Source organism: Acinetobacter lwoffii (genome assembly GCF_022809915.1).
Lineage (GTDB): Bacteria > Pseudomonadota > Gammaproteobacteria > Pseudomonadales > Moraxellaceae > Acinetobacter > Acinetobacter lwoffii_M.
Map to the genome: position 1 here is coordinate 1 of NZ_JALGQY010000031.1, position 25,554 is coordinate 25,554.

The window sequence follows — 25,554 nt, forward strand, 5'->3', positions numbered from 1 at the left end:
TTAAAGCCTTCGACTTAACCTTCTTTTACATCAATAATGGCTTCATTTAATGTCAGCATACTTTTTAAAACACCACCAAAAAGGCTATGTTCTGAATGACATCGGCAAAAGTTCCTCCCAGATCATTAAGGAACTGGATATTGGGCAGATGGCCTTAAAAGTTTTCCAGAATAAAGCGCTGATTGGTCAATATATTCATAATCAGAAATGCCAGTTTAGTGGCAAGACCATCAATGACTGGTTATCCGATCCTGCCCAGATTGCCGAGTTTTTGCAGGTCATGATTGACAAAGGCTGGATCGTAAAAGATGCACCAGTGGAGCAAAGCCGTTTCTGGAAAATGATAGATCATCCGGAGGGTAAAATGTTTGGGGTCTTTAATGCGACCGAAAAACAGATTATTAAAGACTGGATTCAGGGCGCAGGCTTGGCAACTCGCCTGTCCTCACGTAGTGCAACCCCATCACAGGCAAAAATTGAACCTGCAATGAGCCGTATGGACCAGCAGCGCTTGAATCAGTTAAAAAGTCGCTTCATGCGCTGTGAAGGTGCGGAACAGAAAATTGATTTACTGATTCCTTATACTGCACCGCATATGCATCATACTGAAATTGGTTTATGGGCGACTCGTCAGTTAAGCCAGTTATTATTTCCTTTTCAGACCCAGGCGATGCATTATTCCTAAAGCACCCCTAAGTGCCAGAAATTAAAAAACCGGACATTTGCAGTGTCCGGTTTTTTAATAAAGATTAAGCCGATTTTCGCGAGTTTAATTGTCCCTTGATCACCGCTTTGACATTGCCTTTCAGATACTGCAAAAAGACCTTTAGTGGTGACAGCTTTGGATTAGGCTGCTTGCCTTTGGCAATTTCTTTAAACTGCGCGGCATACCAGATGATTTCCATAATCGCCATTTTGTCGACCATTGGAATACCGGTTTTAATTTTCTCAACCGCATAACGTACATCATGCCCTGCAACCAGACGATTGCCCAAGTCAGGTTCTACCGCAAAGGGACGTGCAATCCCGACAAAATCACAAGCACCACTGTCAAGCGCGGCATTCATGCCTTCAACAGTTCGGAATCCACCAGTGACCATGATATGGCACTTCACTTCCTGACGGATTTTTTCGGCAAAATCGAGGAAATAGGCTTCACGAGCAATGGTCGAGGCCTTGCGCTTGTCTGCTTTCACGCCGGCCATCGCAGGTGCTTCATAGCTACCACCTGACACTTCAATGATATCAATGCCTGCAGCGTCCATCGCCTTAAAGACATAGATGACATCTTCTTCGCTAATACCACCGCGCTGGAAATCAGCTGAATTCAGCTTGACCGAAATAATAAAATTTTCCGAAGTCGCAGCACGAACGGCCTGATAGGTTTGCAGCAAGAAACGGGTACGATTCTCAATACTACCACCCCATTGATCCTGACGCTTATTGGTCAGCGGTGACAGAAACTGGCTAATCAGATAACCATGTGCCCCATGCAACTGCACCCCCTCAAATCCTGCTTTTTCACAAATGGCAGCCGAAGTGGCAAAGCGCTGGATAATATCCAGGATTTCATCTTCACGCAGTTCCCGTGGGGTACCAAAGCTAACAGCCAGTGCCGGACTAAATGGCACTGCCGATGGTGCTACAGTTTCCCGATTCAAACCTTTCGGACACTGACGCCCCGGATGTGATAACTGGACCAGTTGTACCATGCCATGTTGTTTGCCTACGTCGGCCCAGACTTTGAGCTGTGCCAGATCGCGTTCTGTTTCTACCACTACGACGCCCGGTTCATTCTTGGCACGATAATCCACCATGACATTACCCGTAATAGCACAACCCAAGCCACCTTCGGCCCATGCTTCATACAACTTGAAATGTGCCTGATTGGGCTGGCCGGCATCATTGGCCAGTGCTTCACTCATGGCACCTTTAATGATGCGGTTTTTAAAAGTGATATTGCGAATTTGAATGGAATCGGCCAATTGAGTCATGATCTGTCCTGATACGTTACTTTTATTTTGTACTCGTTTATAACGTAAGCCAGAACAATTGACAATCAGTCTTGTCAAATTTACACAATTTTTATCTGCTTATTTTCTTATGGTTAAAGATTTTTGTGATTTAGTTTCTTGGATCAAAAGCATCCCGTACCGCTTCTCCCATATAGATCAGCAAACTCAGTACAATCGCCAAACTAAAGAATCCCGACAATGCCAGCCACGGCGCATTTAAGTTGTTTTTGGCCTGAAGCAAGAGTTCCCCGAGGGATGCCGAATCGGGTGGCAGACCATACCCTAAAAAATCCAGCGCTGTCAGTGCAGTAATATTGGCGGTTAGCATAAAAGGTAACTGTGACAGGCTAGAACCTATCACATTGGGAAGAATATGTTTAAACATGATCCGTCCATCCCCGGCCCCGATACTTCTTGCTGCCCAGACATATTCCAGATTTCTGGCGCGCAAGAACTCAGCGCGCACCATACTCACCAGTGTGGTCCAGCCAAATAACAGCATGATCAGAAATAGCCAGTAAATACTCGGGGTAAACAGACTGACCAGTACCATCACCATAAACAGCATCGGCAAACCGCTCCAGACTTCGAGTATGCGTTGTCCGATCAGGTCAATCCATCCACCATAATAACCCTGAATTGCCCCTACTAAAATTCCCAACGCCGCAGACAATAAAGTCAGAGCAAAACCAAACAGTAATGAAATCCTTAAACCATATAGAATCCGTGCCAGAACATCACGGCCCTGATCATCTGTTCCCAGCCAGTTTTGCGCACTCGGGGGCGATGGCACCGGTTCAGCCAGTTCAAAATTTGGCGTTTGATAGGAAAACGGAATGATGGGCCAGATCGCCCAGCCCTTTTCTGCAATCAGTTGCTGTACAGCGGGATCTTTATATTCTGCTTCTGTCTCAAATACCCCACCAAACGTGGTTTCTGGATAGGATTTCAGGATGGGCAGATAAAAAGCATGATCATATTTCACCAACAAGGGCTTATCGTTAGCAATCAGTTCTGCACCCAAGGAAATGATGAAAATAGCACTGAAAATAATGAAGCAGCCAAAGCCCAGCTTATGCTGCTTAAAACGTTGCCAGCGTACTTGCATCAAGGAAGACATTATTGTGATCCTCGACGTGAACTGAAATGAATTCTTGGATCAATCAGTTGATAGAGCAAATCGCTGAGTAAACGCAGTATCAGACCGAGCAAAGTAAAAATAAACAAAGTACCAAAAATCACCGGATAGTCACGCTGAATAATCGCCTCAAAGCCTAAAACACCCAAGCCATCCAGATTAAAGATAATCTCGATAAACAGGTTTCCCACAAAAAACACCCCGATCAGAACTTCAGGCAAACCTGCGATAAGCACTAAAATGGCATTCCGGAATACATGCCGATACAGCACTGCATGTTCAGTTAAACCTTTGGCCCGCGCAGCCAGGACATATTGTTTGCTCAGCTCTTCCACAAAAGAAAATTTGACCAGATAGGTCAAACTGGCAAATCCGCCAAGCACCATGGCCAACAGCGGCAAGGCCATATGCCAGAAATAATCCTGAATTTTCGCAAAGAATAAGAGTTCAGCAAAATTTTCAGAGCGAATTCCCTGCAAGGGAAACCAGTGCAGATAAGACCCACCAGCAAAAAATACGATGAGTAAAATGGCAAAAATAAAGGCTGGAATGGCATAGCCTACTGCCAACACTAGAGAGGTAGTCTGATCAAACAGACTGCCATGTTTTCGGGCTTTTCTAATCCCTAAAGGAATGGAGACCAGATAAATCAGCAAGGTACTCCACAGGCCTAAAGAAAGCGATACTGGCAATTTTTCCCAGATGAGTTCAGTCACAGGTTTGTCTTTGAAAAAACTCTGCCCCAGATCAAACTGCGCATAACGCGTTAGCATTTCCCAAAATCGAATATGCAGCGGCTGGTCAAAGCCGTACTGGATATTGATCTTCTCAAGCATCTCCGGTGTGAGGCCTTGCTTTCCCTGATACTGCAATCCGGTATGCGCCAAACTATTAACCTGTTGCGCCTGATAAATCGCCTGCTCCACCGGACCACCGGGTGCCAGCTGGATCACCATGAAATTGATCAGCAAAATGATCAGCAAGGTTGGAATCATCAGCAACAGACGTTTGAGAATATAAGTGCTCATGGCACTCCCTGATAGGCTTGGAGCTTAATGCTGTTTGAAATAATCAGCCACATGTCTGGCCTTTGCCGCATCGACCCACCAGTAATCAATCCCGGCGGAGAGTTTAGGTTTTCGTTGCGGCTGCTGATACATATTCCAGTAAGCATACCAGTATTCGCCCGTACCATAAGTCAGAATATGATAATAGCCTGCTCGCAGTAAACGGTCTAATGCTCGGGTACTATTCACCAGCTGTTCACGGTTTTGAGCCTGAATTCCCTGCTGAATGACGGCATCAATGGCCGGATTTCGAATGCCGGCATAATTATAATTACCTGGCTGCGTGGCGGCCTGACTGCCCCAGAACTGTTTCTGCTCCTGCCCCGGTGTCAGGGATTGCGGCATGGTATCAACAATCATATCAAACTGATAATTCCGCAGCCGTTCATAATATTGCGCGGTTTCTACCATACGAATGCTGGCCTGAATGCCCAAGCGTTTTAAATGACGTAGATATGGCATCAGATCACGCTGTTGCTCCGCCTGATGCAACAGGAACTCAATCTGTACCGGTTGACCCGCAGCATTGACCAACTTCCCCTGTTGATAACGATAGCCTGCCTTTAATAGCAATTGACGGGCCTTTAACAGATTGTTCCGGTTAAAACCGGAGGCATCTGACTGAGGATATTTCCAGTCCTGCAGTACAGCCTGACGTTGAACCGGATCAAGCTGCTTTAAATGGGGTTTTAAAATGTGCAGTTCTTGAATGCCTGGCCGTCCATGAGATGCAAGCTCGCTATTGGAAAAAAAGCTGTTCAGGCGCTGATATTCACCATAGAACATGGCTTTATTCAGCCATTCAAAGTCATAGGCAAAACTCAAGGCTTGGCGGAAACGGATATCGGCAAAAGGCTGACGGCGGGTATTGAATATCAGACTCTGGGTCGGAATCGGGTTGTGATGCTGAAAGCGGTAACGCTGCACCTGTCCTTGCCGAACGGCGGGAAACTGGTAGTCTTTCACCCAGCGGTTGACCTGTTTTTCCTCATGCAAGGTAAATTGGCCCGACTTGAAAGCTTCAAACTTGATTTCAGGACTACGATAATAACGATACTTGATCCGGTCAAAATTATAACGCCCGCGGTTGACCATCAAGTCTTTGCCCCAGTATCGGGGATTGCGTTTGTAGCTAATACTACGTCCAGCATCTATGTGTTCAATGACATAAGGCCCTGAACCCAGCATCGGTTTCAGCGTCAATTCTTTAAAATTACGTTTTTGCCATTCCTGTTTAGAATAAATGGGCATCTGCGCGACAATCATCGCCATTTCCGGATTATGTCCAGATTTAAAATGCATTTTGATCTGTAAAGGTGACAGGACTTCCAGCCGGTTTAAATCAGCTAGATACATTTGCAGGCCAAAATTGGACTGGGTCTGAAACAACTCAAAACTGTATTTGACATCTTGCGCAGTCACCGGCTGGCCATTGCTAAACCGTGCTTTGGGATTTAAATGAAAAATAATAAAGGCAGTTTTCTTGGGGTCAAAACTGACTTTTTCCGCCAGCAAAGGATAGTACACACCGGGCTCATCCAGTGACTTGGACAGCAAACTGTCAAAAATATAGTTGCCCCCCTCAGTGACATTGCCCTTGCCATTCATGCTGTTCAAATTATCGAAACTGCCATCAGCTGCCAGAATCAGCGTACCGCCTTTCGGTGCTTGCGGATTGGCATAAGGCAGGGATTTGGCCTGGGCATATTTCGGCTGGCTATGTAGTGCAATATATGGGGTGGCGATCAGGGCTGCCCAACTGCTACTTACGAGCAGCGGGGCTAGCCAGATCAACCTGAAAGTTTTAAATAAATGCGCGAATCTCATGATCCATTCATTAATTCGGCACTTTAATCACATCACCAATACGCAATTGTGTATTTGGTTTGAGATCATTCATTTCCGCCAGTTCATTGCTGTTCAGACCATAACGTGAAGCCAGACCGATTAAGGTATCACCGCGTTTGACTTTATAATCCGTCACCAGTTTTGGAATCTGGATCGTTTGACTGACACGCAATCCTGCGCGTGGACTCAAATTATTTAACTGAGCCAGGTCGGTCACGCTTATGCCTAAACGGCTGGCAATTACATTCAGGGATTCACCGGATTTTACCGTATAGGATTCAGTTGCCTTAGAAGCTACAGGCTTAGCTGCCACTTTCACGCCTTCAACTTTTTTATCTGCCGGAAAGTCACCCTCAATTTTTAAACGCTGACCAATACGCACTGTGCTATTGGTATTCAGGCCGTTCAAATCTGCCAGATATTGCAGTTGTAAATGATACTGACGTGCAATAGAGCTTAAGGTTTCCCCTGACTTCACCACATGCGAATCCGATTTTGTATTCTTGACCGCAGTTTCCGCGACCACTTCACTTACCGGTTCTGTCACGTCACCACTCAGTTTCAGACGCTGCCCCACTCGCAAACCTGCATTACGTGACATGCCATTCAGGCTCGCCACCTGGTCCATTGACAAATTATATCTTGCGGCAATACCGGTCAGCGTATCACCCGATTGAACCGTATAGGTTTCAGGGATTTGACTGCCGGCTGGAATCTTGATGGTCTGACCTATACGTAAACCACTATTGGCAGACAACCCATTCAGTGCAGCCAGTTCAGAGACACTCAGCTTGCTTTGACTGGCAATGCTATACAGTGTTTCACCGCGTTTGACCTGATAGTTTTCAGTTGCAGTCTGATCGACTTTAACATTTTCAAACTTCTGTTCAGTTTTCTGGTTAGATGTTGTTAGCCCTTCAACTTCCTGAAGTGGTACATTGATTTTCTGTCCCACCATCAGACTGCTACCGGCAGTCAGACCCGACGTTAATGATGCCAGTTCGGTATTTGAAAGCCCGTAACGATCGGCAATCAGTTTCAGATATTCACCGCGTTTCACCGTATAAGATTTGGTCTGAACCTTGGCAGTTTCAGCTTTTTTAATCTCTTCAGCTTTAGATTTAGAGGCAACCGTTTCTTTCAGTGACAGCTTTTGCCCAACAAACAGACCGCTATTGGTACTCAGTCCATTAAAATCAGCCAGTTGTTTCACGCTAAAACCAAACTGATTCGCTACACTGGTCAGAGAGTCATTGGCCTGAACCACATAAGTTTCCGGCTTTTCTTTGGCTTTGCTGGCTTCCTGTACCGGTTTGGCATCATACAGATAAATGGTGGTACCCACATACAGCGGAGAATTTGGATCAATCTGGTTCCATTTCGCCACATCACGCCAGTTCACGCCATTTTTAGCCGCAATCATTGCCAGATTATCACCTAGTAACACCTTATAGGTACTGCGTTTGCCTTTTGGAGCAACCACCACCACTTCAGAATCAGTCTTGACGTAATTTTTGCCCTGATTCAGCTGGGCTTCAACCGAATTCGCAGTGGTATTGTCAGCAACTTCTTTTGGATAAGAGAAGCCTTTTGTCAGTTCTTTACCTTGCTGCTCAGCCACAGACAGGCTGGTTTGAATGGCAGTCAGCTTGATTTTGCCATCATAAGGATCAACAATTTCTGTGCCAGCCGGCGCCAATGCTTTCAGCTCTTCAACCACTTGGGCCTGTTCTGCCGGTGTTGCGACAGGCTGCAGAATTTCATCTACAGTTTTCTGAATATCCTGTGCGATGACCGCCTGCTCAACTTGCTGACGCTCAGCTGCCGAAATCGGTGGTTCGACCTGAATCTGTTTCGCTGGCGCTGCAGGTGTTACAGCTACCGGAATACGCGGCGCACTTGGAATCGGCAAATCACTTTGTGCCGCAAAACTGGCCAAGGCAGATGAGCCTTTAGGCGTCGAAATCTTTTTCGTAGTCTGCGTTACAGTATTTGCCGTTGTCGCGGTACTTACCGCTGCTGTGACGACAGGTGGCGTACTTGCAGCTTTAGCCGGAGTCGTCGTTTTGGCAACAGTCGTTGCAGGCTGATTACTAGCAACCGCTGGCGGAGTCTGTTTAGAAGGCGTAATCGTTTTCGTATTTAATTCTGGCGGTGCAGCTCTAGTGGGCACCACTGTCGTCGTATTTCGCGGCAGGCTGTTCGTGTTACTCGCCCATAAACCACCTGAACCGGATAATTTTTTCAGCTTCTCATCCACTGAAGGGCTTAAATCAGCTGGAATCAGAATACGGCGCGGACTTGCAGGATCAATATGATCACCACGATGACCCGGGTTTAATTGATACAGTTCTGCACGGCTTAGACCAGTGATGGCTGCAATTTCATTTAAACTGGCAACACCGACCGGTACTTCACGGAAATGCGGACGGTTGGCAATCGGTGGCAAACTCACCCCATAACTGCCCGGATTTTTAATAATTTGTGCAACTGCCAGAAAACGTGGCACATAGCTCATGGTTTCTTGTGGCAATTTCAAGGACCAATAATCGGTAGGTAGACCTGCAGCCTTGTTGCGGTTAATCGCCTGCTGGATACGGCCTGGGCCTGCATTATAAGAAGCGAGCGCCAATTCCCAGGAACCAAACTGGTTATACAGACTGCCTAAAAATTCATAGGCTGCACGGGTCGATTCCACTACATCACGGCGACCATCGTATAATGAGGTCTGCTTTAAACCATAAATACGGCCGGTACTTGGAATAAATTGCCATAAACCTGCCGCCGCCGCACTACTGGTCGCAGCCGGATCATAAGAACTTTCGATAATCGGTAACAGCGCCAACTCGGTCGGCATACCACGGCGTTCTGCTTCTTTTACCGTGTAATATAAATAACGTGATGCACGCGCACTTAAGCGATCCAGATAAGGCTGACGTGAAATAAACCAGCCACGCTGCGCATCAATCCGCGGATTCCAGACACTTAAGTCCATCTTGAAACCCACGGTCATGCGTTTCCAGACATCACCATGTTTCAGAATCTGTAAACGGTCACCTTCGACTGCACGCATATCCGTTGCAGAGAGTAAATCTTCGAGTCCATCCAGACTGCTGGCATCCAAATATTGTGATCCAACCTGCTTGCTTGATGCTGTTTGGGTCGCACTTTGTGTAGATGAACAGCCCGTCAGTCCTAGAGAAGCAAGCGCAGTTCCCAGTACAGAATATTTTAAAAATGTAGGTAATGTCGGCTGCCACAAAATTGCGGTTGGTTTATACATAAAGAAATCCAAACAACTCGTATATAAATTTATTTTTTAGATATGCCATTGTAGTGAAGCATGTCGAAGACTCAAGCCAATAATTTACCGCGATTTCACGTTAAATGTTACAAGAAATTAAAAAATCCCGGACATATAGATTGATCGACTGCATTTGCGCTATACAATAAGCCTTCCAGCTTGTTCTATTTTGATCGGATTTAATCTATGTCACACACTATCACACTTTATGTTGATGGCGCCTGTCGCGGCAACCCGGGTTTAGGCGGTTGGGGTGCGTACATTGTTAATGGCCAACAAGAACACAAAATCTGTGGCGGTGAAGACCATACTACCAATAACCGTATGGAACTGACGGCTGCGATTGAAGGGATTCTGTTCTGTGACAAGCAAGACAAACTGGTGATCTATACCGATTCCAAATACGTCAAACAAGGCATTACCGAATGGATTCACGGCTGGAAAAAGAAAAACTGGAAAGACGTCAAAAATCCGGATCTGTGGCAAAAACTCGATGAAGTCTGTCAAGGACGCGATATTGAATGGCACTGGGTCAAAGGTCATGCTGGACATCCGGGCAATGAAATGGCCGATCAGCTGGCCAATCTGGGTGCTGATGAAACCCTGAAAAAATCCAAGCAAAGCCCTTCAATGTCTGAAGATAAAAAAAAATCTGAACCCGACTGGTTGCTAGATGATCCTTTCGGTCTGGATCTGGCTGAGAGTGAAGAAGAGCTGGAAGACCTGCCGGAAGAAATCATCGAAGTGACTGTTGAAGAAATTGTACAGACTGAAGTTTTAGCAACGGACAGCAATGAAGATGCTTCATCTTCAGACGCATCTGCCTCGACTGAGATACATCCGCAAATTGTCATTACACCGGCCAAGTTACAGCTGCATGGCCCACGACAACTGATTCTGGATACTGAAACCACCGGTTTTTATTATCAGGATGGTGACCGGATTATTGAAGTCGGCGCGCTGGAAATGATTAACCGCAAACTGACCGGCAGCTCGATTCATATTTATATCAATCCGAAAACACCGGTCGGCGATTCTGTGAATGTCCACGGGATCACCGACGAATTCCTGCAAGACAAACCGCTGTTTGAAGAAATTTCTCAAGTGCTGTTTGACTATTTACACGGCGCGGAAATTATTGCGCATAACGCAACCTTCGATATGAACTTCCTGGATATGGAATTCAAACGTGCAGGTTTTAAAGCACTCTCCGAGGTTTGTGACGTCACCGATACCTTGGCACTGGCCAAGTCCAAGCATCCCGGGCAGAAAAATTCGCTGGATGCCTTAGTGCGCCGTTACGAGATTCCACAACGTGACCGTACTTTCCACGGTGCCTTGCTCGATGCGGAAATCCTGTCCGATGTTTATCTGGCGATGACCGGTGGACAGGTGTCTTTTGATATCGATGCCCTGTCCCAGTCTGAAGACCAGAACAGCCGTTCAGGGATGGCCAGAGTTGAAATTGAATTACCGGTGATTCTCCCGTCAGAACAGGAATTACAGGAACATGAGAATTGGGTCAAACAATTCGAAGAAAAACATGGAACTGCTTGCCTTTTCGCGAAATAAAATCTACATTTCCGGGGATACTTTAGGTTTAAAACTATCGTTCTTCAGTTATAGTAAATACAAAGAGGCCCCGTAGTTTAAAGCGGGGCTCATATATAGATAATACTCCAGGAAAGGTGCAGATCATGTCTTACCAAACCTCTATACATTTTGATCCAACAGCTTTACTGATAATAAAAAATGAGGTTGATAACTCGATCAAGTTAGTCGAATCAGCAGTAAGCACCTTGGTAGAAGACCAGACTTTACCTTTTGGTATTGATGATGCATTAAATCAGTTCGAACAATGCGCCCAGGTTCTGGCACTCATCGACATGTCCAGTCTGGCAAAAGTCGCTCAATATTCAGCAGAATTAATGCGCAAGATTATGGGGAATCCGGCGCAGGTCAATACTCAAGAAGTGATCGCCTTGAGTGAAGGCACCACTATGCTGAAACGCTATATCGAATTTATCTGTTTGCGTGAAGTAAAAATTCCACAGTTTTTGCTGGATACCCTGAACCGCTTGGAACTGGCTTTGGGTAAACCACTGACGACTGAAGGTCAGCATGTAGAATCGTTATTAGATTGCGTCACCCCTGATTTTGCGCTGCCACAGGCACCAAGTCTGGAAAAATCCCAATATGTACACCGTCTGTATAAGCTGTCACTCAACAAGCTGATCAATCAGGAAGAAAGTGAACGGGATTTGCAAGCCATCAAACTGGTGGGGGCTTATCTGGCCGGACTTGCAGAACAACATGACAGCAAGCAGTACTGGAATCTGGTCTATGTCGCGTTGAACAATATTGATCACCTGCTGATTAATGAGCCACGCCTACGCACATTGGTGAGCATTGAACGTAACATGGCACAGTATTTTAGCTCGGCAGACAGTTTCAAGGCTTCGCTGGCTGATCTGGCCAATGTGCTCAGCCTGTGTATCAGTCAGGAAGATGAAACTGCGCAATCTATCCGTAGCCAGCTCAATGTGGGCGATGACCTGCTGACCGATATGCAATTACAGGTCTTCAGTCGCCATCTGTATGGCCCAGACTTTGAAACCATGCATACCATCAGCGAATTGGTGACCACGGAAATGGCGCAAATTCGTAATGACATCGAGTTCAACTATCAGAACATGACGCCTGAAAAGACTCAGGAACTGCAGGCACAACTGAATAATCTGGCGAATATCTTCAAGGTATTGAACCTGAATGAAGCCTATCATGACCTGACCCGTCAGGCCGCTTCACTGAGCCAGCCGGAGATGATGCAGGATGCCAGCTTTGCCCAGCAGTTGATGAATGTCATTCTGTCTGCCATGAACTCGATTGGCGTACTGGAACGTCATCACACTTCGAGCCGCTTGCAGCTGCGCGTCAACAACATGAATATTTCTCTGGACCGTCTGGATGAAGCACACGCTGCTTTACTCACAGAAACCAAGGCCCTGATCGAGCTTTCTAGCCAGATTCTCAGCAATTACCTGCAAGATCATGACTTGACTGCCCTCGAACCTGTTCCTGTACAGTTTTGCGAGATTGGCGGCGCGATGCTGTTCCTGAATGCAGAACATGTTCGTACTGCGTTCACCACCACTGCAGAATTCATCAAGAACCGTATTGATCTGTCGATTGCATTAAGTCCGGAAGAAATTCATCGTGCTTTAGACACCCTGGCCAGTGCCGACATGATGATTGATAACTTAAAGAACAAACAGCCTGTATTACAGGCGATGTTTCAGGTAGCATTGGACAGTAGTGAGAAACTCAAAATAGTTGCCTAATGTCCAAATTATCACTTGCTTATATTTTTCAACAACAGCAACTGCTGGTCGATCAACACTTTCAACTTCCACGGGTTGAAGCCTTAGCAAGTGATTTGCTACTCCACACGGGTGATCAGGTGATTGCCCGTGATCTTCTTCCCGATGAGCCGATTCCTGCAGGCTTGCAACTGGTTCCCATCCGTCAGCTGTTACAGTTCTGGAATACCCAGCAATTCGAACAGGCCAGCCGCGCAGTACAACTTTTAGAATGGCGTCGTAACCATAAGTTCTGTAGTCATTGCGGTACAGCGACTGAAGCGCATGCTGTTGAATATGCCATGGTCTGCCCATCCTGCAACTACCGGCAATATCCACGGGTACAGCCTTGCGTTATTACCGTCATTACCCGAGGCAAAGACGAGATTCTGCTGGCCAAAAATGCACGTAATACTAAAAGCCAGATGTATGGACTGATTGCCGGTTTCATTGAAGTGGGTGAAACGCTGGAAGATGCAGTACGTCGTGAAACGCTAGAAGAAGTTGGCTTACAACTCAAGAATATTCAGTATCTGGCCAGCCAGCCCTGGCCTTTCCCAAGCAATCTGATGATTGCCTTCAAGGCAGAATATGCTGGCGGTGAGCTACAGCTGCAGGAAGAAGAAATTAGCGATGCGCAATTCTTTAAATTCGATCAGCTGCCTGAAATTCCGTTTAAAGGCAGTATTGCCCATGCTATGATCATGCATGTGACTCAAGGTACGCCCGTCGCAGACGACACCAAGACCTGGCTGTAAATCTGTATTTGAAAGATTTAGCCCAACGGCTCAAAAAAAGAATCCAGGGGAGATCATCCACTGGATTCTTTTTTATCTAGTGCTTGGTTAAACTAACATATCAGTATCAGGATTTAAATGCATCCTCGAGCGCCCAGAGCACCTGAGACTTGGTCTGGAAAAAGCGGCTAAACAAACTGGAGAGCGAACCCACGATCGTAATATGGCCAAGTTTCGGAATGTGAATCAAATGGCTATGATTACCCTTCTCTTTCAGTACGCGGTCCAAATCCTGGCTATTGAAATGCCCAACAATCTTGTCTTTTTCGGCAATAAACAGATAATGCCGGGTTGAGCTATTTCTAACAAAATAATAAGGCATGACCTGCTGATAAGGCACCGCCTGATCAAATGCATCGGCACAGATGGGATCATTTTTGTAATCAAAATGATAAGGCCCCGCCAGACCAATAATCGCCCGGATTTGATTGTGATCAATGCTGGCAGATTGCGGATGATACAAGGCAGACATCACATTGAATGCCCCGGCAGAGTGTCCCATCAAGACCAGATTTTCAGCACAGATCTGCAACTGTCCAGCTGACTGCTGCAAATGATTCAGCAATAAATGCAGATCATGAATATAGGTCGGAAAAATATGTTGTGGCGCCAGATGATAATTCATCACCACCACATCATAACCTTCTTTAGCAAAGGACTCGCCAATAAACTGATAATCCTTTTTATCGCCATGCAACCAAGCACCGCCATGCACAAACACAATCAGGGGACGATGTGGCAAAGGCTGCTGACTCCGAAACAGGTCAAAGCGTTGCCGGGATTTCAAGCCATAGGCCAATTGGGTTTCGACTGTGTAACCTTGTTTCGGAGTTAAACGATTTAAAGCATAACTACCAAAATCGTATAACCGGAAATCTTGATAGTGCTGTTGAAACTGCAAAATACGCTGTGAGAGTTGGGTTTTAAACTGGCCGACCTTATGGTTCATAGGTCGGTTCAACCGTATCAGGATCAATCGCCACTGGCGTCTGTTCAATACCCGGCTGCGCATATGCCGGTGCGGCAAAGTTTTGATTAGCCAGACTTGAATATTGCTCCACATTATCAATTAGGGTCACAATTTTAGTGACATTACCCACCTGTTGTAACACCTGATTCAGGTCAGCAATCTCGGCACCATTTAAACGACCCATCACATACAGTACGCCATCTTCAGTATGCACATGCACTTTACTATCCGCTACCACAGTCGCTTTCATGATCAAGCCACGGGTATTTGCAGTCACCGCAGTATCCTGCATGATGGTGCTATAGCTGATCTGATTGCCGACAGTAATAAAATTATGTACCGCTTTGACATCACTCATGGATTTGACATTATCTTCAGCCAGTTGCTTTAAATGGGCATCCGGCACCTGACCGGTCAACAAGACATTGCCATGGAAACTTTCAATATTGACCCGGGCCTGCTTAAAGCGCGAATCCAATTTATAAAGATTAATTTTTGCAGTACGGACAATTGAGGAATCAATAAATACCTGCCCCAAGGTACGCGCCCCACTTTCAGTTCCGACAGGAGCCGTACCTGTGCCGCTGGAAATAAAACTTGCACAACCTGATAAACTTGCGACACACAGCATTGTTATTGCAATACGCTTAACCACTCAGCAAGACTCCTTCATTTTATTACGTCTTTTTTAATCTAATCATCTGTTTCATGCTCAGATCATGTCAATTCTGCTTGAACTTTACAATGATCTTGAAGCAAATATAAGCATCTTTAGACCTTATTTTGTTCAAAGGTTAATAAACTCTTGATCAAAAGTAAAAGCATTTTCAATCCATTCCAGATCATAAGGGTATTGCGAAAAGTCATGCTGTATGGTTTTTGCAAATTGCTGTTTAAAATCAAAACAAATCACGTCAAAACGATAGTAATAGTGTGCAAATTGTGGATTTTTCTGAATAAAGTACATCGCAGTCTTGAGCATCTTTCCCTGTTTCGCTCTGGACACCGACTCGATCGCTTGCGCATATCGGGTTTGTGCACGTGCCTTGACTTCCACAAAGACCAGCTCATGATCACGTACCAGAATCAGATCCAGCTCACCATAGCGACTGTGATAATTGGCTGTCAGGAACTGAAATCCGTGGTTTTGCATCAGTTGAGCTGCTTGCTGCTCTGCCCATGCACCTAGTTGCTGTCGTAGCATTACTCTTTCGCTCATAGTAGCTTGACACCTGTACCACTGTACTGAAAACATTGTGGACTACGCTGAATACTGTGGTCCGTGATTTCAATTCGCCCAGTTCTACCCTGAAATTCAATATGCTGCAAATGCGGTTGTGACAGGTACTGCTGGGTGATCTGCCAGGCATCGCCACCGAAGGCAATCAGGCGCTGATAGGACATATTGACCGGTTCCTGGGCATAGGCCTGTAGAACATCTGGCCAGTCAGCCAGATAAAGTACCGGAACATCACAGAACTTGATCCCTTTCGGGGGTCTATGCTGCTCGCTGATCGCATTGGCCACGGTATACATCCGTTTATGGCTTAATTCCGGTATGGCAGCCAGCCCTTCTGCATTGCCGAGGAATAATAGCCCCTGCTTCGGCATTAAAAAAATGGGCGCCTTGTTCACGATCTTGAATTTCAGATCACTCTGACTGAACAATGACATCAGCAACAATTCATGCTCGGCTTCACTGTCCGGCTGGCGTAAAATCAGCAGCTGTTGAATTCCATCTTTATGCAATAAGGTTTTTAAGGCAGCGGCATCTTCTTTTTTGGACAGGCTGAATTGCCAGACTTGGGGTAATGACCCTGCTACATCATTCAGGCTGAGGGTACGTACTTTAGGTTTGCTCTTGAGTAGTTGTTCCACATCGCTACGTGCCAATGGACCCACCACCATTTTGGTCTTTTTATTGACATGCTGTTTCAGTAGCTGGGAGATATTTTTCTGATTGGAATTGACCCATTTTAATGGAACTTTCTGCCCGGAAGTCGCATAGGCACTGAGAAAACCCTGTTTGATACTCGATGCAGCTCGCGCCAAAGGCCCGGATTCGGGTAGAATGATCAGCACTTCTGCTTGTACGCTGCTGATGTAGCTGACTAAACACAAGCCCAATATTTTATTTTTAATCTTCCATTTTTTATTATTCAATTTATTCCACATGGAGAAACCTATGAGTGCTCAGTTATTTGTTGTTGCGACTCCAATCGGGCACTTAGATGATATTAGTTATCGTGCACTTCAGGTGTTAAAGTCGGTGAGTCTTATTGCTGCCGAGGATACACGAACTTCAGCACAATTGCTTAAACACTTTAATATTCAAACACCTCTGACCGCTTGCCATGAGCATAATGAAAGCAACAAGATTGATCAGCTGATCCAGCGCCTGCTGAATGGCGAAGATATGGCCCTGATCAGTGATGCTGGCACTCCCCTGATTAGCGACCCTGGCTTTAAATTTGTCCGTGCTGCACAAGCGCATAATATTCGCGTGATTCCTGTACCTGGTGCTTGTGCGGCTATTGCTGCCTTAAGTGCTGTTGGCTTGCCGAGTGACCGCTTCAGCTTTGAAGGTTTTCTGCCATCCAGACAAAGTCAGCGCCTGCTGAATCTGGAAAAACTGAAAGATGAAACCCAGACTTTAATTTTCTATGAAGCACCGCACCGGATTCTGGAGTCCGTTAAAGATATGGCCAGCGTTTTCGGAGCAGATCGCCCGGTCGGTTTTGCGCGAGAAATCACCAAGACTTTTGAAACTATCAAGAAAATGACCTTGGGTGAATTGGTGGAATTCATTAGCAATGATCACAATCAGCAAAAAGGCGAAATTGTTCTGGTGATTGGCGGTGCCACCGAAGAAAAAGATCTGGATCAGGAAAAGCTGGATAAATTATTGAATCGCCTATTACAGGACCTTTCGGTCAAAGCTGCTTCACAACTGGCGGCAGATTTAACCGGAATCAAAAAGAAAGTCGCTTATCAACGTGCTTTAGAACTGACTTCGGCAAACGACTAATTGCTTTAGATTTTCTATTACGTTTGGATTTGCAAAAAAAAACACCACATTGAATGTGGTGTTTTTTATAAGAAACAAGTTAATCAATAACTTATTCTTTGGCTACTGATTCATCTGCCGGCACTTCAACAATACGACCACCACTGGCAAGGAAAGCCGCAATCTCGTCTTCAAGTGCTTGACGCTTTTTCAGCTTTGCAGTGACGGTCAAAGTTTCAGCTTCTACAAGATCGGTATCACTGACGACCTCTGTGCTATCGACCGCGCCTTTTTCAGCGGCTTTTGCTTCATCATCGTCAACAATTGAATCTTCAACGTCGTCATCATAATCATTCATGTCTGTCATTTGCATCTCCCCAAAAATGGCCCTCGCTTGGTATTCCAAGTCAGGTATCGAATTAAGTGAAATTTAGCAATCTCTTCGACCTTCGCCTAGTACCAAACATCAAAAAATCGTATCTTTTTTAAACAAAATCGTTACTCTTTATTGGTGTTTGTTTAAAAAATTTACATTTCTGTCTTAAGCTGCGTAGCGTGTGTCTTTAAGTAAACTCAGACCATTGGCCTGCGCCATAAATGCATCTTTCAACATGGGCTGATTTTCTACCTGTTTCAGGCCGAAATTGCGTGCCCAAACCATCGGGAAGAATAATGTAGTTTCCATCCAGCCAATCGCAGACATGCTGTGCATCATGGCATCGTTCTGACCTTTACGGCAATGCTCATAGCGTTTCAGGGTCTGCTCATGTGCCCATACGCCACGCGCCTGATCATGTAGCAAAACATCACAGAGCACGGCAGCATCCAGACAGCCAATATTCACCCCTTGTCCAGCTAAAGGATGAATTACATGTGCAGCATCTCCAATCAGGGCTAAACCGTCTTGAATATACTGTTGGGCAGCACGGGCTTTTAAGGGGAAAGTGGCACGTGGTGTCGCCTCTAAGACTCCACCCAACATATGCTGGCTTTCACGAGTCAAGAGTTGAGTAAATTCAGCATCTGACAACGCTGCATATTCTTCGGCATAATCCTCTGGCAAGGTCCAGACAATTGATTGCCAATGTCCCTGCTCTTCCGGATTAAGGCTGGCCATAGGTAAAAAAGCCAGAGGACCAGTTTCGAGAAAAATCTGACGCGCCATGTACTGATGAGGCTGAATCGTTTTAATCGCACAACTGATGCCTGCCTGTTTATAGTCCAGTACATCAATATCGATGAAAGCTTGCTCACGTACAAAGGAGTTTGCACCATCTGCACCAATGACCAGTTTGGTTTTGAGCTGAGTACCATCTTCCAGATGAATAATCCACACACCGACGCCACGTTCAACACGGCTGACTTTGACTTGTGTTCTATAATCTTGAACATTTTCCAGCATCTTTTGCTGAATGGCCAGATTCAGAATGCTGGGCTCCACCATCGAGCCTAAAGCCTGCTCTACCGATGGTGTTTTTTCTGAAGACTGGCCAAAATTAATTTCACCATAGCCATTTTTATTCCACACCTGCATACCAGTATAAGGCTGCTGGCGTACTAAATTTTCCCAGACACCCACCGTTTTTAACAGGTGAATGGTTGCCTGACTTAAAGCCAAAACACGCGGATTGGCCACACGCAAAGTTTTATCTGCATCCAGAATTGGCGCTGCATCCAGAACTGTAGGCTGCACACCACCTTGAGCTAACAGAAGCGCTGTAAGTCCACCAACCAGCCCACCACCAATAATGACGACGTCTAATATTTCGTTAGTTTGATTTAAGCTCATGCTTTTAACCCCATGGCATAATTTGCAACGAGTGGCTTGATGCCAGGAATCGTATCAAAAGCGATTAAACCTGTATTACGCATCAGCTTTAAAAATGGATTCTGGTTACTAAAGCCACGTACCACTGAATCACAGAACTTGATCACACGCTGCTGGTCACTGAGACGAGATTTTTCATAGTCTTGTAATATTCCAGCATCGCCCAAGTCTGCGCCTTGTACCTGCTGTTCTTTCAGGTAACGCACCAATACATGCGCATCACGCATACACAGGTTAAAACCCTGACCAGCGACCGGATGAATCGTATGGGCAGCATTGCCCATCAATACGACACGGCCAACAGCCTGTTTTTCGGCTAACACTTGAGACAATGGAAAACTGAACCGTTTTCCGGTTTTCTGGAATTTTCCGGCACGATCACCATACGTTTCCTGTAAGGCATCCAGAAAATGCTGGTCATTTTCATCCCCCAACCATTCTCCTTCAGTACCTTTTTTCACTGGCCAGACCACTGAACGACGATACTCACCCGGTAGTGGTAAAAGTGCCAAAGGCCCTAAATGGCTGAAACGCTCAAAGCCCACATGAGCATGTGGCTTTGAAGTTTGTACTGTGGTCACAATCGCAACCTGATCATAATCATGTTCTGACGCACCAATACCCAAGGCTTTACGGCAGAAAGAATCCCGCCCATCGGCGGCAATAACCAGTTTGGACTGTAATTTTAGTGACGATTCACCACGCTGAGCTTCGATATAAGCAAAGTCTGTATCTTGGATAAGGGATGTCACTTGAACACCATCAATCAGTTCAATCAATGGCTCTTTTTTGACTTGGGTCAGCAGTACACGACCGAGCCAGGCATTTTCAATGACCTGACCAAAGCTTTCGACTTTTTCCTGTTCGGCTTTCAGTCGAGCCTTACCAAAACTGCCCTGTTCGGTAATATTCACTTCCAGAATTGGGGTAGCATGTTCTTGCAAGGCATTCCAAAGTCCAAGCTCCTGATAGATCTGCACGCTACGGCGTGACAAGGCACTGTTACGTGCATCAAAACTGGAATGATATGGCGCAAGATTTTCATCATCATAATTTGGGTATTTAATGGCTTCCAACAGTTTGACTGCAATATTGATTTTCGCCAACATCAATGCGAGGCTTAAGCCGACCATACCACCACCGACAATGATGACTTCTTGTTGCATGCTTACTTCCTTATCTGTTTATTCGCATCTATGGCGAATTACATAAAACGTATACTGGTTTTATCTTACCTCAAGGCTTTAAATTTTTATAATGATTCGTTTTATTTAGTTTTCTCCATGATGATCCAGCCTATATTGAAAAACCAAGACATCGCGCTTTTCAGTCCCCAACTTCGGCAATACAGTATAGGCATTGATCCGTTCAACGATTTCAAACCCTGTCTTTAAAAGCACTTGGTGTGCCTGTATATGTTCTGCATCACAGAAAGTATCTAGTGATTTAAATGTAAGATATTGTCTAAAATACTGAATCACCGCTTTCATCGCCTCAAGCATATAGCCCTGCCCCCGAAATCGAGGACCAAGTCCGAAATGAATTTCAAGGCTGTTATTTTGCTGTTGAATAATCGTTAGTAACCCGATTGCCAGATGACTTTTTCGCTCAGCAATCACCCATGAAAATCCTTTAATCGGTTGCTGCCAATAGCTTAACGCCCATTTCTGCAACATCTGCTGAGTTTGACCGACTGTTGTATGCACCTGTCGTTGTAAGTATTTTGATGCTTCAACGTCGCCACAATACTCTTGGAATAATGAAAATTCATCTCCAACTTTATATGCTCTTAACTCCAACCAAGTTGTCTTTAATTCAGCAACTAAAATATTTATACTCACTTTTATCAACTCGGCATTAAAAAACGGAATGTTATTATTTCATTTGGCACTTATACGATTCGATCGCAAACCTAGTCAAATTGGTATAACTCGATCTACTCGCTTCGCACAATTTTGAATACATACTGATGCTCGTAGATCCTGAATGATAAAATTGTGAATCAAGCCATTTATAAATGAGCTGATATTCACTTTCAGTAGCAGGAGGCCCATTTACAATCACTATTCTTTTCTTATTTTAAGATAATTGTATAAATATAACTCGATCTTTGAGCTAACAGATATTTTAAAAAAATTTATCCAACCATGTACAATCTAATCTTATTTGTATGATAGTGATCATCAATCTTTAGCTAGGCATTGTTGTAGATCTGGGGATGGTTCTATTAATAACGTATAAACACCTAATAAAAAACCTCGGAAATCTACCGAGGTTTCTTCATCTTCCACACTATTTCTATCCTCTCGGCAAGTTACTCGAAGACATGAATCCTATCTTGCAAGAAACTCGCCCAAGAAGATTAGCTTAACGCACAATATTGGTATGATGATCTGTGTGGTGTACTGTTTTACCCAACTTCGTTCCTGTATAAATCAGGTACAATGCCGACAAACCAACCAATACATAAACAATTCGAGATAAGGCGCTCATATCACCAAAGATTGCAGCGACCAAATTAAAATCGAATGCACCAATTAAACCCCAATTAATGCCACCAATGATTGTTAAAGCATAAGCAATCCAGTCAATCGTATTTAATCTCATAAGTGTTCTCCTGCTCTTATTTAAGTTTATTTAAGGATCAGAGAAAGTATGAGAATCTCAGCCCATTTAATATGTAGCTTTGATGCTAAAAACGGATTTTCTGTGTTGACTTCCTGTCAATTTTTAAGCCGTAAATTTTACTTAGGTTAGTTTTATTTGACTTGTTCGATATAAACGTAAGCTAAATCACTTTTTGCTCGATGTGATATAGCTAGGAGTTCTTTTTTAAAATGGCATAGAAATGTCATAAAAAAAGCCGATCTCGCGACCGGCTTTCCGTATTTTTTCTCAAATTAAGCAGCGCGCGCTTTCGCCATCAATGCTTCAATCTCTTCTACCGTTTTGACAACTTTCGCAGTTAAAACCAGCGGGCCATTTGCAGTGGCTACCACATCATCTTCAATCCTGATACCAATTCCACGCCATTTGGCATCGACTGTTTCATCATCAGACGCGATGTAAAGACCCGGCTCAACGGTCACGACCATGCCCTCTTCATACGAGCGCCATTCGCCATCAACCTTATAAGCACCGACATCATGCACATCCATACCGAGCCAATGCCCCGTACCGTGCATGTAGAACTGACGAAAAGCTTCTTTTTCTATAATCTCGTCGATATTACCCTGCATCAAGCCAAGATCAAGCAAACCCTGCACCAAAATAAGCACTGCAACATTGTGAGGTTCTTTATACGAGTTACCAATTTGCACGGCATTGATCGCAGCGATTTGAGCATCCAGTACTACGTTATATAAGGCTTTCTGTTCCGGACTGAATTTACCATTTACCGGAAAGGTACGGGTAATGTCTGAAGCATAGAACTGATATTCAGCTGCAGCATCAATCAGGACTAAATCGCCATCTTTCAGTTCTTTGTCATTTTCTACATAATGCAGGATGCAGGCATTTTCACCGCCACCGACAATACTGTTATAAGCCGGAACACCGCCATTTTTGCCAAAGACATAATTCAGCTCGGCTTCCAGCGCATATTCCATCATACCCGGACGTACTGCTAGCATCGCTTGCGTATGTGCATCAGCAGAAATATCGGAAGCAATCTGCATCAGTTCGATTTCATTTGCATCTTTATGCAGACGCATTTCATCAACAATACGATCCAGCTGAATTACTTGCGCTGGCACAGAAGTACCACGACGGCTTTCACCACTTGCAGTTGCAATCCATTTGGCGACACGCGCATCAAACTCTGCATGCTGTCCAATGCGATAAAACAACTGATCTTTATTTTGTAACTTTTCTAAGATTTCTTCATCCAGCAAATCAATCGCATAGGCTTCATCTGCATCATAATCCTGAATAGCCCCATCAATACCCGCGCGGTAGCCATTCCAGATTTCCATTTCACGGTTGCGTTCACGACAGAACAAACTGTAGCTATAGCCTTCTTCTTCAGTGTCAAAGGTTTCAATCACAGCCACAGCTTCAGGTTCCGCGAATCCGGTTAAATAGAAGAAACTACTGTCTGCACGGTATTTATAATCTGCATCACGGTTACGCATAGCTACCGGACTGGTCGCGATAATAGCGATACTGCGTAAACCGATTTCCCCTGCGAGGATTGCGCGACGCTCCTCAAAAACTGCCTGTGTCAATTTCTTCATTACACCTTACTTCTTATCGATCAATACTTGTATTTAGAATATAGTCTTGAAATCAGACTATAGATTTCACTGTAAACAGCAAAATATATGCCTGATTTCAAGCAGGTGATGACTCACCTCAGCATTTCATCAGCTTAGACGTTTAGGCGAGAAAATCTCGACTACACTTTGCGCTTCTGTAGTAGCGACTTTAGGCTGATTTTTTTGACTAAATTGCTGTAAGAGTGGCGTTTCTTCAACTTCGACCTTTTTACGCCCTAAAGACAGACTGACAGGAATCAGACGCACAAATTCGTACAATTCCTGATAGCTTTCTTCACCTTCAGCATCATCGTCTGAGTCTTCAAATTCAACTGCGGCTACATCTTGTAAATGTTCAATCAGCTCAACTTCATCCTGACGGATATGTCCTGAAGCCAGTCCGAAACCTAAGACCACGCCTGCACACCAGTCCGCCAGAGCCTGTACGCGTTCTGAAAGCACATGCTCATCATCAGGCAGCAAAGGTAAATAATCCAGCTCATCTTCAGACAATGCATGGAACACATCTTCAGCTTCGCCCGCCAACAACTCTAATGCTTCGGCATCCAGTTCAGGTACATCCAGTGTTTCTAAAATCTGTAACCACTCTTCACTGCTTGGCGCCTGGGTGACACAAACAATGCCAGTCAGCAAACCATGTAGTTCGCTAGGGCTAGAAATTTCCTCAATTGAAGAAAAATTGCGGTGCCATTCGGTCCAACCTGAAATATCGTCTTGCATTCGTTTATCCAATCTTTATACTGCTTATATATTACCTTTGTTTGCAACACTGTGCGACCTCGATATGTTAGAAGAATTACAGCGTCTACAAGTGCAGATCGGCGTGTTAAAAACGCGACTTGCACGGCTTGAAAGTGAAAATTCCAGTTTGCGCGAAGAGCAAGACTCTTCAATGATGCAACATCAACAGCAAATTGAACAAAAAAACAGCGTGATTGCGCAAAAACAACAAGAAAATGAAAATCTGACAGAACAATTGACGGATTCTCGTGCCCAGTTTCAACTGCTCAATAATGATGCAACTGCACTGGCAGACCGTTATGGCCGTCTGGAAAAAAGTTGTACCGATCTGAAAAACCGTTTTCAGGAAATTCTGGCTGAACGAAATGAGCTGCGCGTAGTTAAGGAAAAGATGATCCTTGAACAGCGTCATGCCCAGCAGGAAATTCAGCGTCTGACTCAGGAATCTGAACGTTTAACCCAGAAAAATGAAAATGCCAAAGCCAAGGTTGAAGCGATTATTCAACGTCTGGCGATTCTCGGTACTGCGCAGGATCATCACGCACAGGAAATTCAACAACTGGCCCATCCGACTGAAGCGACTGAGGAAGCCTCACCATGAGTGAACAAATTGCAATCGATCTCAGAGTATTGGGGCATAGTTTCCGTCTGGCCTCTACTCCTGACAAGCAGGAAGAATTAGAACGCGCAGCACAGTTATTAAATGACAAATATGATGAATTTCGCCGTAAAGCACCACGCATGGAACCCAGCAAGCTGATTATTATGGTGGCACTTGAGCTGATGCAGGAGGTCTTGAATATGAATAGATCCCTGCAACAATATGCGCATTGCGAGCGTTTGTTACAAACTATTTTAGAAGAAGTTGAAGAACTGACTGAATAATCTCGAATTCTGTTTAAACTTCGGACATTCGACCGAACTGTTTACAGTTCATGAACAGCATAGAGTTGCCACACCGGGATTATTGTTTATAATTAACTTAACTCTGAGGTGTTCGCCAGCGGGTCTATTCCCCTGCCGATACTAACACTTATGGGTGTGTTCTGTATATTTAGAGTGTATGCCCATCTCCGTATGGGAAACCCAGCAAGTATACGTCGCATCCTCCTTGAACTCATCGGGTTCAGGGTAACGACACATGCAGCGGCATCTTCGGAGTACTTCAATTTCGTTTTCAAAATATAATTATAATTTTTCCTG

At 44.9% G+C, this 25,554-nt stretch carries 22 protein-coding genes, 1 other RNA gene and 1 pseudogene; 8 read left to right on the forward strand and 16 right to left on the reverse strand.

The window, feature by feature from the left end:
* Positions 1 to 76 precede the first annotated feature (76 nt).
* A pseudogene (locus tag MTX11_RS13430) lies at positions 77 to 685 on the forward strand (iron-containing redox enzyme family protein); the annotation flags it as partial.
* 64 nt (positions 686 to 749) lie between these two features.
* Here the strand turns inward: MTX11_RS13430 and MTX11_RS13435 are convergent.
* The 5 genes from MTX11_RS13435 to MTX11_RS13455 all read right to left on the reverse strand — a co-directional run bounded on the left by MTX11_RS13435 (position 750) and on the right by MTX11_RS13455 (position 9,351).
* A complete protein-coding gene (locus MTX11_RS13435) occupies positions 750 to 1,994 on the reverse strand; it encodes an NADH:flavin oxidoreductase/NADH oxidase family protein (RefSeq protein ID WP_243475337.1) in 1,245 nt (414 codons plus the stop codon).
* 130 nt (positions 1,995 to 2,124) lie between these two features.
* The gene (locus tag MTX11_RS13440; protein ID WP_243475338.1) at positions 2,125 to 3,135 is read right to left on the reverse strand and encodes an ABC transporter permease; all 1,011 of its coding nucleotides are present in this window, start codon (positions 3,133 to 3,135) and stop codon (positions 2,125 to 2,127) included.
* Entirely contained in the window at positions 3,135 to 4,181 is a 1,047-nt protein-coding gene (gene yejB, locus MTX11_RS13445; RefSeq protein WP_243475339.1) for a microcin C ABC transporter permease YejB, read from the reverse strand. Before yejB ends, MTX11_RS13440 begins: the two co-directional genes overlap by 1 nt.
* A 24-nt stretch (positions 4,182 to 4,205) precedes the next feature.
* Positions 4,206 to 6,047, reverse strand: a complete 1,842-nt coding sequence (locus MTX11_RS13450; protein WP_243475340.1) for an extracellular solute-binding protein — start codon at positions 6,045 to 6,047, stop codon at positions 4,206 to 4,208.
* Between the two features lie 10 nt (positions 6,048 to 6,057).
* Positions 6,058 to 9,351, reverse strand: a complete 3,294-nt coding sequence (locus tag MTX11_RS13455) for a LysM peptidoglycan-binding domain-containing protein (RefSeq protein ID WP_243475341.1) — start codon at positions 9,349 to 9,351, stop codon at positions 6,058 to 6,060.
* Positions 9,352 to 9,558: 207 nt separating this feature from the next.
* Here MTX11_RS13455 and dnaQ point away from each other — a divergent pair, with 207 nt between their 5' ends.
* The 3 genes from dnaQ to nudC all read left to right on the forward strand — a co-directional run bounded on the left by dnaQ (position 9,559) and on the right by nudC (position 13,489).
* Positions 9,559 to 10,944 (forward strand): DNA polymerase III subunit epsilon, encoded by a 1,386-nt coding sequence (gene dnaQ, locus MTX11_RS13460; RefSeq protein ID WP_243475342.1) that lies wholly within the window; start codon positions 9,559 to 9,561, stop codon positions 10,942 to 10,944.
* A gap of 125 nt (positions 10,945 to 11,069) precedes the next feature.
* Positions 11,070 to 12,713 (forward strand): chemotaxis protein, encoded by a 1,644-nt coding sequence (locus MTX11_RS13465; protein WP_243475343.1) that lies wholly within the window; start codon positions 11,070 to 11,072, stop codon positions 12,711 to 12,713.
* Entirely contained in the window at positions 12,713 to 13,489 is a 777-nt protein-coding gene (nudC, locus tag MTX11_RS13470; protein WP_243475344.1) for an NAD(+) diphosphatase, read from the forward strand. The genes MTX11_RS13465 and nudC overlap by 1 nt, the downstream gene beginning before the upstream one ends.
* Before the next feature lie 106 nt (positions 13,490 to 13,595).
* On the opposite strand, the gene MTX11_RS13475 is transcribed toward nudC, so the two are convergent.
* The 4 genes from MTX11_RS13475 to MTX11_RS13490 all read right to left on the reverse strand — a co-directional run bounded on the left by MTX11_RS13475 (position 13,596) and on the right by MTX11_RS13490 (position 16,673).
* Complete coding sequence (locus tag MTX11_RS13475) at positions 13,596 to 14,477, reverse strand: alpha/beta hydrolase (protein WP_243475345.1); 882 nt, start codon at positions 14,475 to 14,477, stop codon at positions 13,596 to 13,598.
* Positions 14,467 to 15,153 (reverse strand): BON domain-containing protein, encoded by a 687-nt coding sequence (locus tag MTX11_RS13480; protein ID WP_004279522.1) that lies wholly within the window; start codon positions 15,151 to 15,153, stop codon positions 14,467 to 14,469. The genes MTX11_RS13475 and MTX11_RS13480 overlap by 11 nt, the downstream gene beginning before the upstream one ends.
* Before the next feature lie 132 nt (positions 15,154 to 15,285).
* Positions 15,286 to 15,702 carry a YraN family protein gene (locus MTX11_RS13485; RefSeq protein WP_243475353.1) on the reverse strand — a complete coding sequence of 139 codons (417 nt, stop codon included), beginning with the start codon at positions 15,700 to 15,702 and terminating at the stop codon, positions 15,286 to 15,288.
* An 11-nt stretch (positions 15,703 to 15,713) separates the two neighbouring features.
* Entirely contained in the window at positions 15,714 to 16,673 is a 960-nt protein-coding gene (locus tag MTX11_RS13490) for a penicillin-binding protein activator (protein ID WP_243475346.1), read from the reverse strand.
* A 10-nt stretch (positions 16,674 to 16,683) separates the two neighbouring features.
* Between MTX11_RS13490 and rsmI the strand changes: the two genes are divergently transcribed.
* Positions 16,684 to 17,526: a 16S rRNA (cytidine(1402)-2'-O)-methyltransferase gene (rsmI, locus tag MTX11_RS13495; RefSeq protein WP_004279519.1), complete on the forward strand. Its 843-nt coding sequence runs from the start codon at positions 16,684 to 16,686 to the stop codon at positions 17,524 to 17,526.
* Positions 17,527 to 17,617: 91 nt separating this feature from the next.
* On the opposite strand, the gene MTX11_RS13500 is transcribed toward rsmI, so the two are convergent.
* The 7 genes from MTX11_RS13500 to MTX11_RS13530 form a co-directional block, all read right to left on the reverse strand.
* Positions 17,618 to 17,872: a hypothetical protein gene (locus tag MTX11_RS13500; protein ID WP_004646359.1), complete on the reverse strand. Its 255-nt coding sequence runs from the start codon at positions 17,870 to 17,872 to the stop codon at positions 17,618 to 17,620.
* Positions 17,873 to 18,046: 174 nt separating this feature from the next.
* Positions 18,047 to 19,294 carry an FAD-dependent monooxygenase gene (locus tag MTX11_RS13505; protein ID WP_243475347.1) on the reverse strand — a complete coding sequence of 416 codons (1,248 nt, stop codon included), beginning with the start codon at positions 19,292 to 19,294 and terminating at the stop codon, positions 18,047 to 18,049.
* Positions 19,291 to 20,499 (reverse strand): 2-octaprenyl-6-methoxyphenyl hydroxylase, encoded by a 1,209-nt coding sequence (ubiH, locus tag MTX11_RS13510; RefSeq protein WP_005107466.1) that lies wholly within the window; start codon positions 20,497 to 20,499, stop codon positions 19,291 to 19,293. The genes MTX11_RS13505 and ubiH overlap by 4 nt, the downstream gene beginning before the upstream one ends.
* Before the next feature lie 105 nt (positions 20,500 to 20,604).
* Complete coding sequence (locus tag MTX11_RS13515; protein WP_243475348.1) at positions 20,605 to 21,174, reverse strand: GNAT family N-acetyltransferase; 570 nt, start codon at positions 21,172 to 21,174, stop codon at positions 20,605 to 20,607.
* A 526-nt stretch (positions 21,175 to 21,700) separates the two neighbouring features.
* Positions 21,701 to 21,940 (reverse strand): DUF378 domain-containing protein, encoded by a 240-nt coding sequence (locus MTX11_RS13520; protein ID WP_004279510.1) that lies wholly within the window; start codon positions 21,938 to 21,940, stop codon positions 21,701 to 21,703.
* 293 nt (positions 21,941 to 22,233) lie between these two features.
* A complete protein-coding gene (gene pepP, locus MTX11_RS13525) occupies positions 22,234 to 23,568 on the reverse strand; it encodes a Xaa-Pro aminopeptidase (RefSeq protein WP_243475349.1) in 1,335 nt (444 codons plus the stop codon).
* 129 nt (positions 23,569 to 23,697) lie between these two features.
* Positions 23,698 to 24,330: a UPF0149 family protein gene (locus tag MTX11_RS13530; RefSeq protein ID WP_071850619.1), complete on the reverse strand. Its 633-nt coding sequence runs from the start codon at positions 24,328 to 24,330 to the stop codon at positions 23,698 to 23,700.
* A 64-nt stretch (positions 24,331 to 24,394) separates the two neighbouring features.
* On the opposite strand from MTX11_RS13530, the gene MTX11_RS13535 reads away from it, so the two are divergent.
* From MTX11_RS13535 to ssrS, 3 genes are all read left to right on the forward strand, one after another.
* Entirely contained in the window at positions 24,395 to 24,952 is a 558-nt protein-coding gene (locus MTX11_RS13535; protein WP_191111923.1) for a hypothetical protein, read from the forward strand.
* Positions 24,949 to 25,236, forward strand: a complete 288-nt coding sequence (locus MTX11_RS13540; protein ID WP_004279505.1) for a cell division protein ZapA — start codon at positions 24,949 to 24,951, stop codon at positions 25,234 to 25,236. Before MTX11_RS13535 ends, MTX11_RS13540 begins: the two co-directional genes overlap by 4 nt.
* 97 nt (positions 25,237 to 25,333) lie before the next feature.
* A non-coding RNA gene (gene ssrS / locus MTX11_RS13545) (6S RNA) lies at positions 25,334 to 25,517 on the forward strand.
* The last annotated feature ends 37 nt before the right edge of the window (positions 25,518 to 25,554 follow it).

Bases quoted from the DNA above. Each gene is read 5' to 3' on its own strand.
- MTX11_RS13535 (WP_191111923.1), top strand. From the start codon at position 24,395: ATGTTAGAAGAATTACAGCGTCTACAAGTGCAGATCGGCGTGTTAAAA.
- MTX11_RS13540 (WP_004279505.1), top strand. From the start codon at position 24,949: ATGAGTGAACAAATTGCAATCGATCTCAGAGTATTGGGGCATAGTTTC.
- MTX11_RS13505 (WP_243475347.1), bottom strand. From the start codon at position 19,294: ATGAGCTTAAATCAAACTAACGAAATATTAGACGTCGTCATTATTGGT.
- MTX11_RS13435 (WP_243475337.1), bottom strand. From the start codon at position 1,994: ATGACTCAATTGGCCGATTCCATTCAAATTCGCAATATCACTTTTAAA.
- MTX11_RS13485 (WP_243475353.1), bottom strand. From the start codon at position 15,702: ATGCTACGACAGCAACTAGGTGCATGGGCAGAGCAGCAAGCAGCTCAA.
- MTX11_RS13465 (WP_243475343.1), top strand. From the start codon at position 11,070: ATGTCTTACCAAACCTCTATACATTTTGATCCAACAGCTTTACTGATA.
- MTX11_RS13440 (WP_243475338.1), bottom strand. From the start codon at position 3,135: ATGTCTTCCTTGATGCAAGTACGCTGGCAACGTTTTAAGCAGCATAAG.
- dnaQ (WP_243475342.1), top strand. From the start codon at position 9,559: ATGTCACACACTATCACACTTTATGTTGATGGCGCCTGTCGCGGCAAC.
- MTX11_RS13520 (WP_004279510.1), bottom strand. From the start codon at position 21,940: ATGAGATTAAATACGATTGACTGGATTGCTTATGCTTTAACAATCATT.
- MTX11_RS13500 (WP_004646359.1), bottom strand. From the start codon at position 17,872: ATGACAGACATGAATGATTATGATGACGACGTTGAAGATTCAATTGTT.
- MTX11_RS13530 (WP_071850619.1), bottom strand. From the start codon at position 24,330: ATGCAAGACGATATTTCAGGTTGGACCGAATGGCACCGCAATTTTTCT.
- rsmI (WP_004279519.1), top strand. From the start codon at position 16,684: ATGAGTGCTCAGTTATTTGTTGTTGCGACTCCAATCGGGCACTTAGAT.
- MTX11_RS13455 (WP_243475341.1), bottom strand. From the start codon at position 9,351: ATGTATAAACCAACCGCAATTTTGTGGCAGCCGACATTACCTACATTT.
- ubiH (WP_005107466.1), bottom strand. From the start codon at position 20,499: ATGCAACAAGAAGTCATCATTGTCGGTGGTGGTATGGTCGGCTTAAGC.
- MTX11_RS13450 (WP_243475340.1), bottom strand. From the start codon at position 6,047: ATGAGATTCGCGCATTTATTTAAAACTTTCAGGTTGATCTGGCTAGCC.
- yejB (WP_243475339.1), bottom strand. From the start codon at position 4,181: ATGAGCACTTATATTCTCAAACGTCTGTTGCTGATGATTCCAACCTTG.
- nudC (WP_243475344.1), top strand. From the start codon at position 12,713: ATGTCCAAATTATCACTTGCTTATATTTTTCAACAACAGCAACTGCTG.
- MTX11_RS13490 (WP_243475346.1), bottom strand. From the start codon at position 16,673: ATGTGGAATAAATTGAATAATAAAAAATGGAAGATTAAAAATAAAATA.
- MTX11_RS13475 (WP_243475345.1), bottom strand. From the start codon at position 14,477: ATGAACCATAAGGTCGGCCAGTTTAAAACCCAACTCTCACAGCGTATT.
- pepP (WP_243475349.1), bottom strand. From the start codon at position 23,568: ATGAAGAAATTGACACAGGCAGTTTTTGAGGAGCGTCGCGCAATCCTC.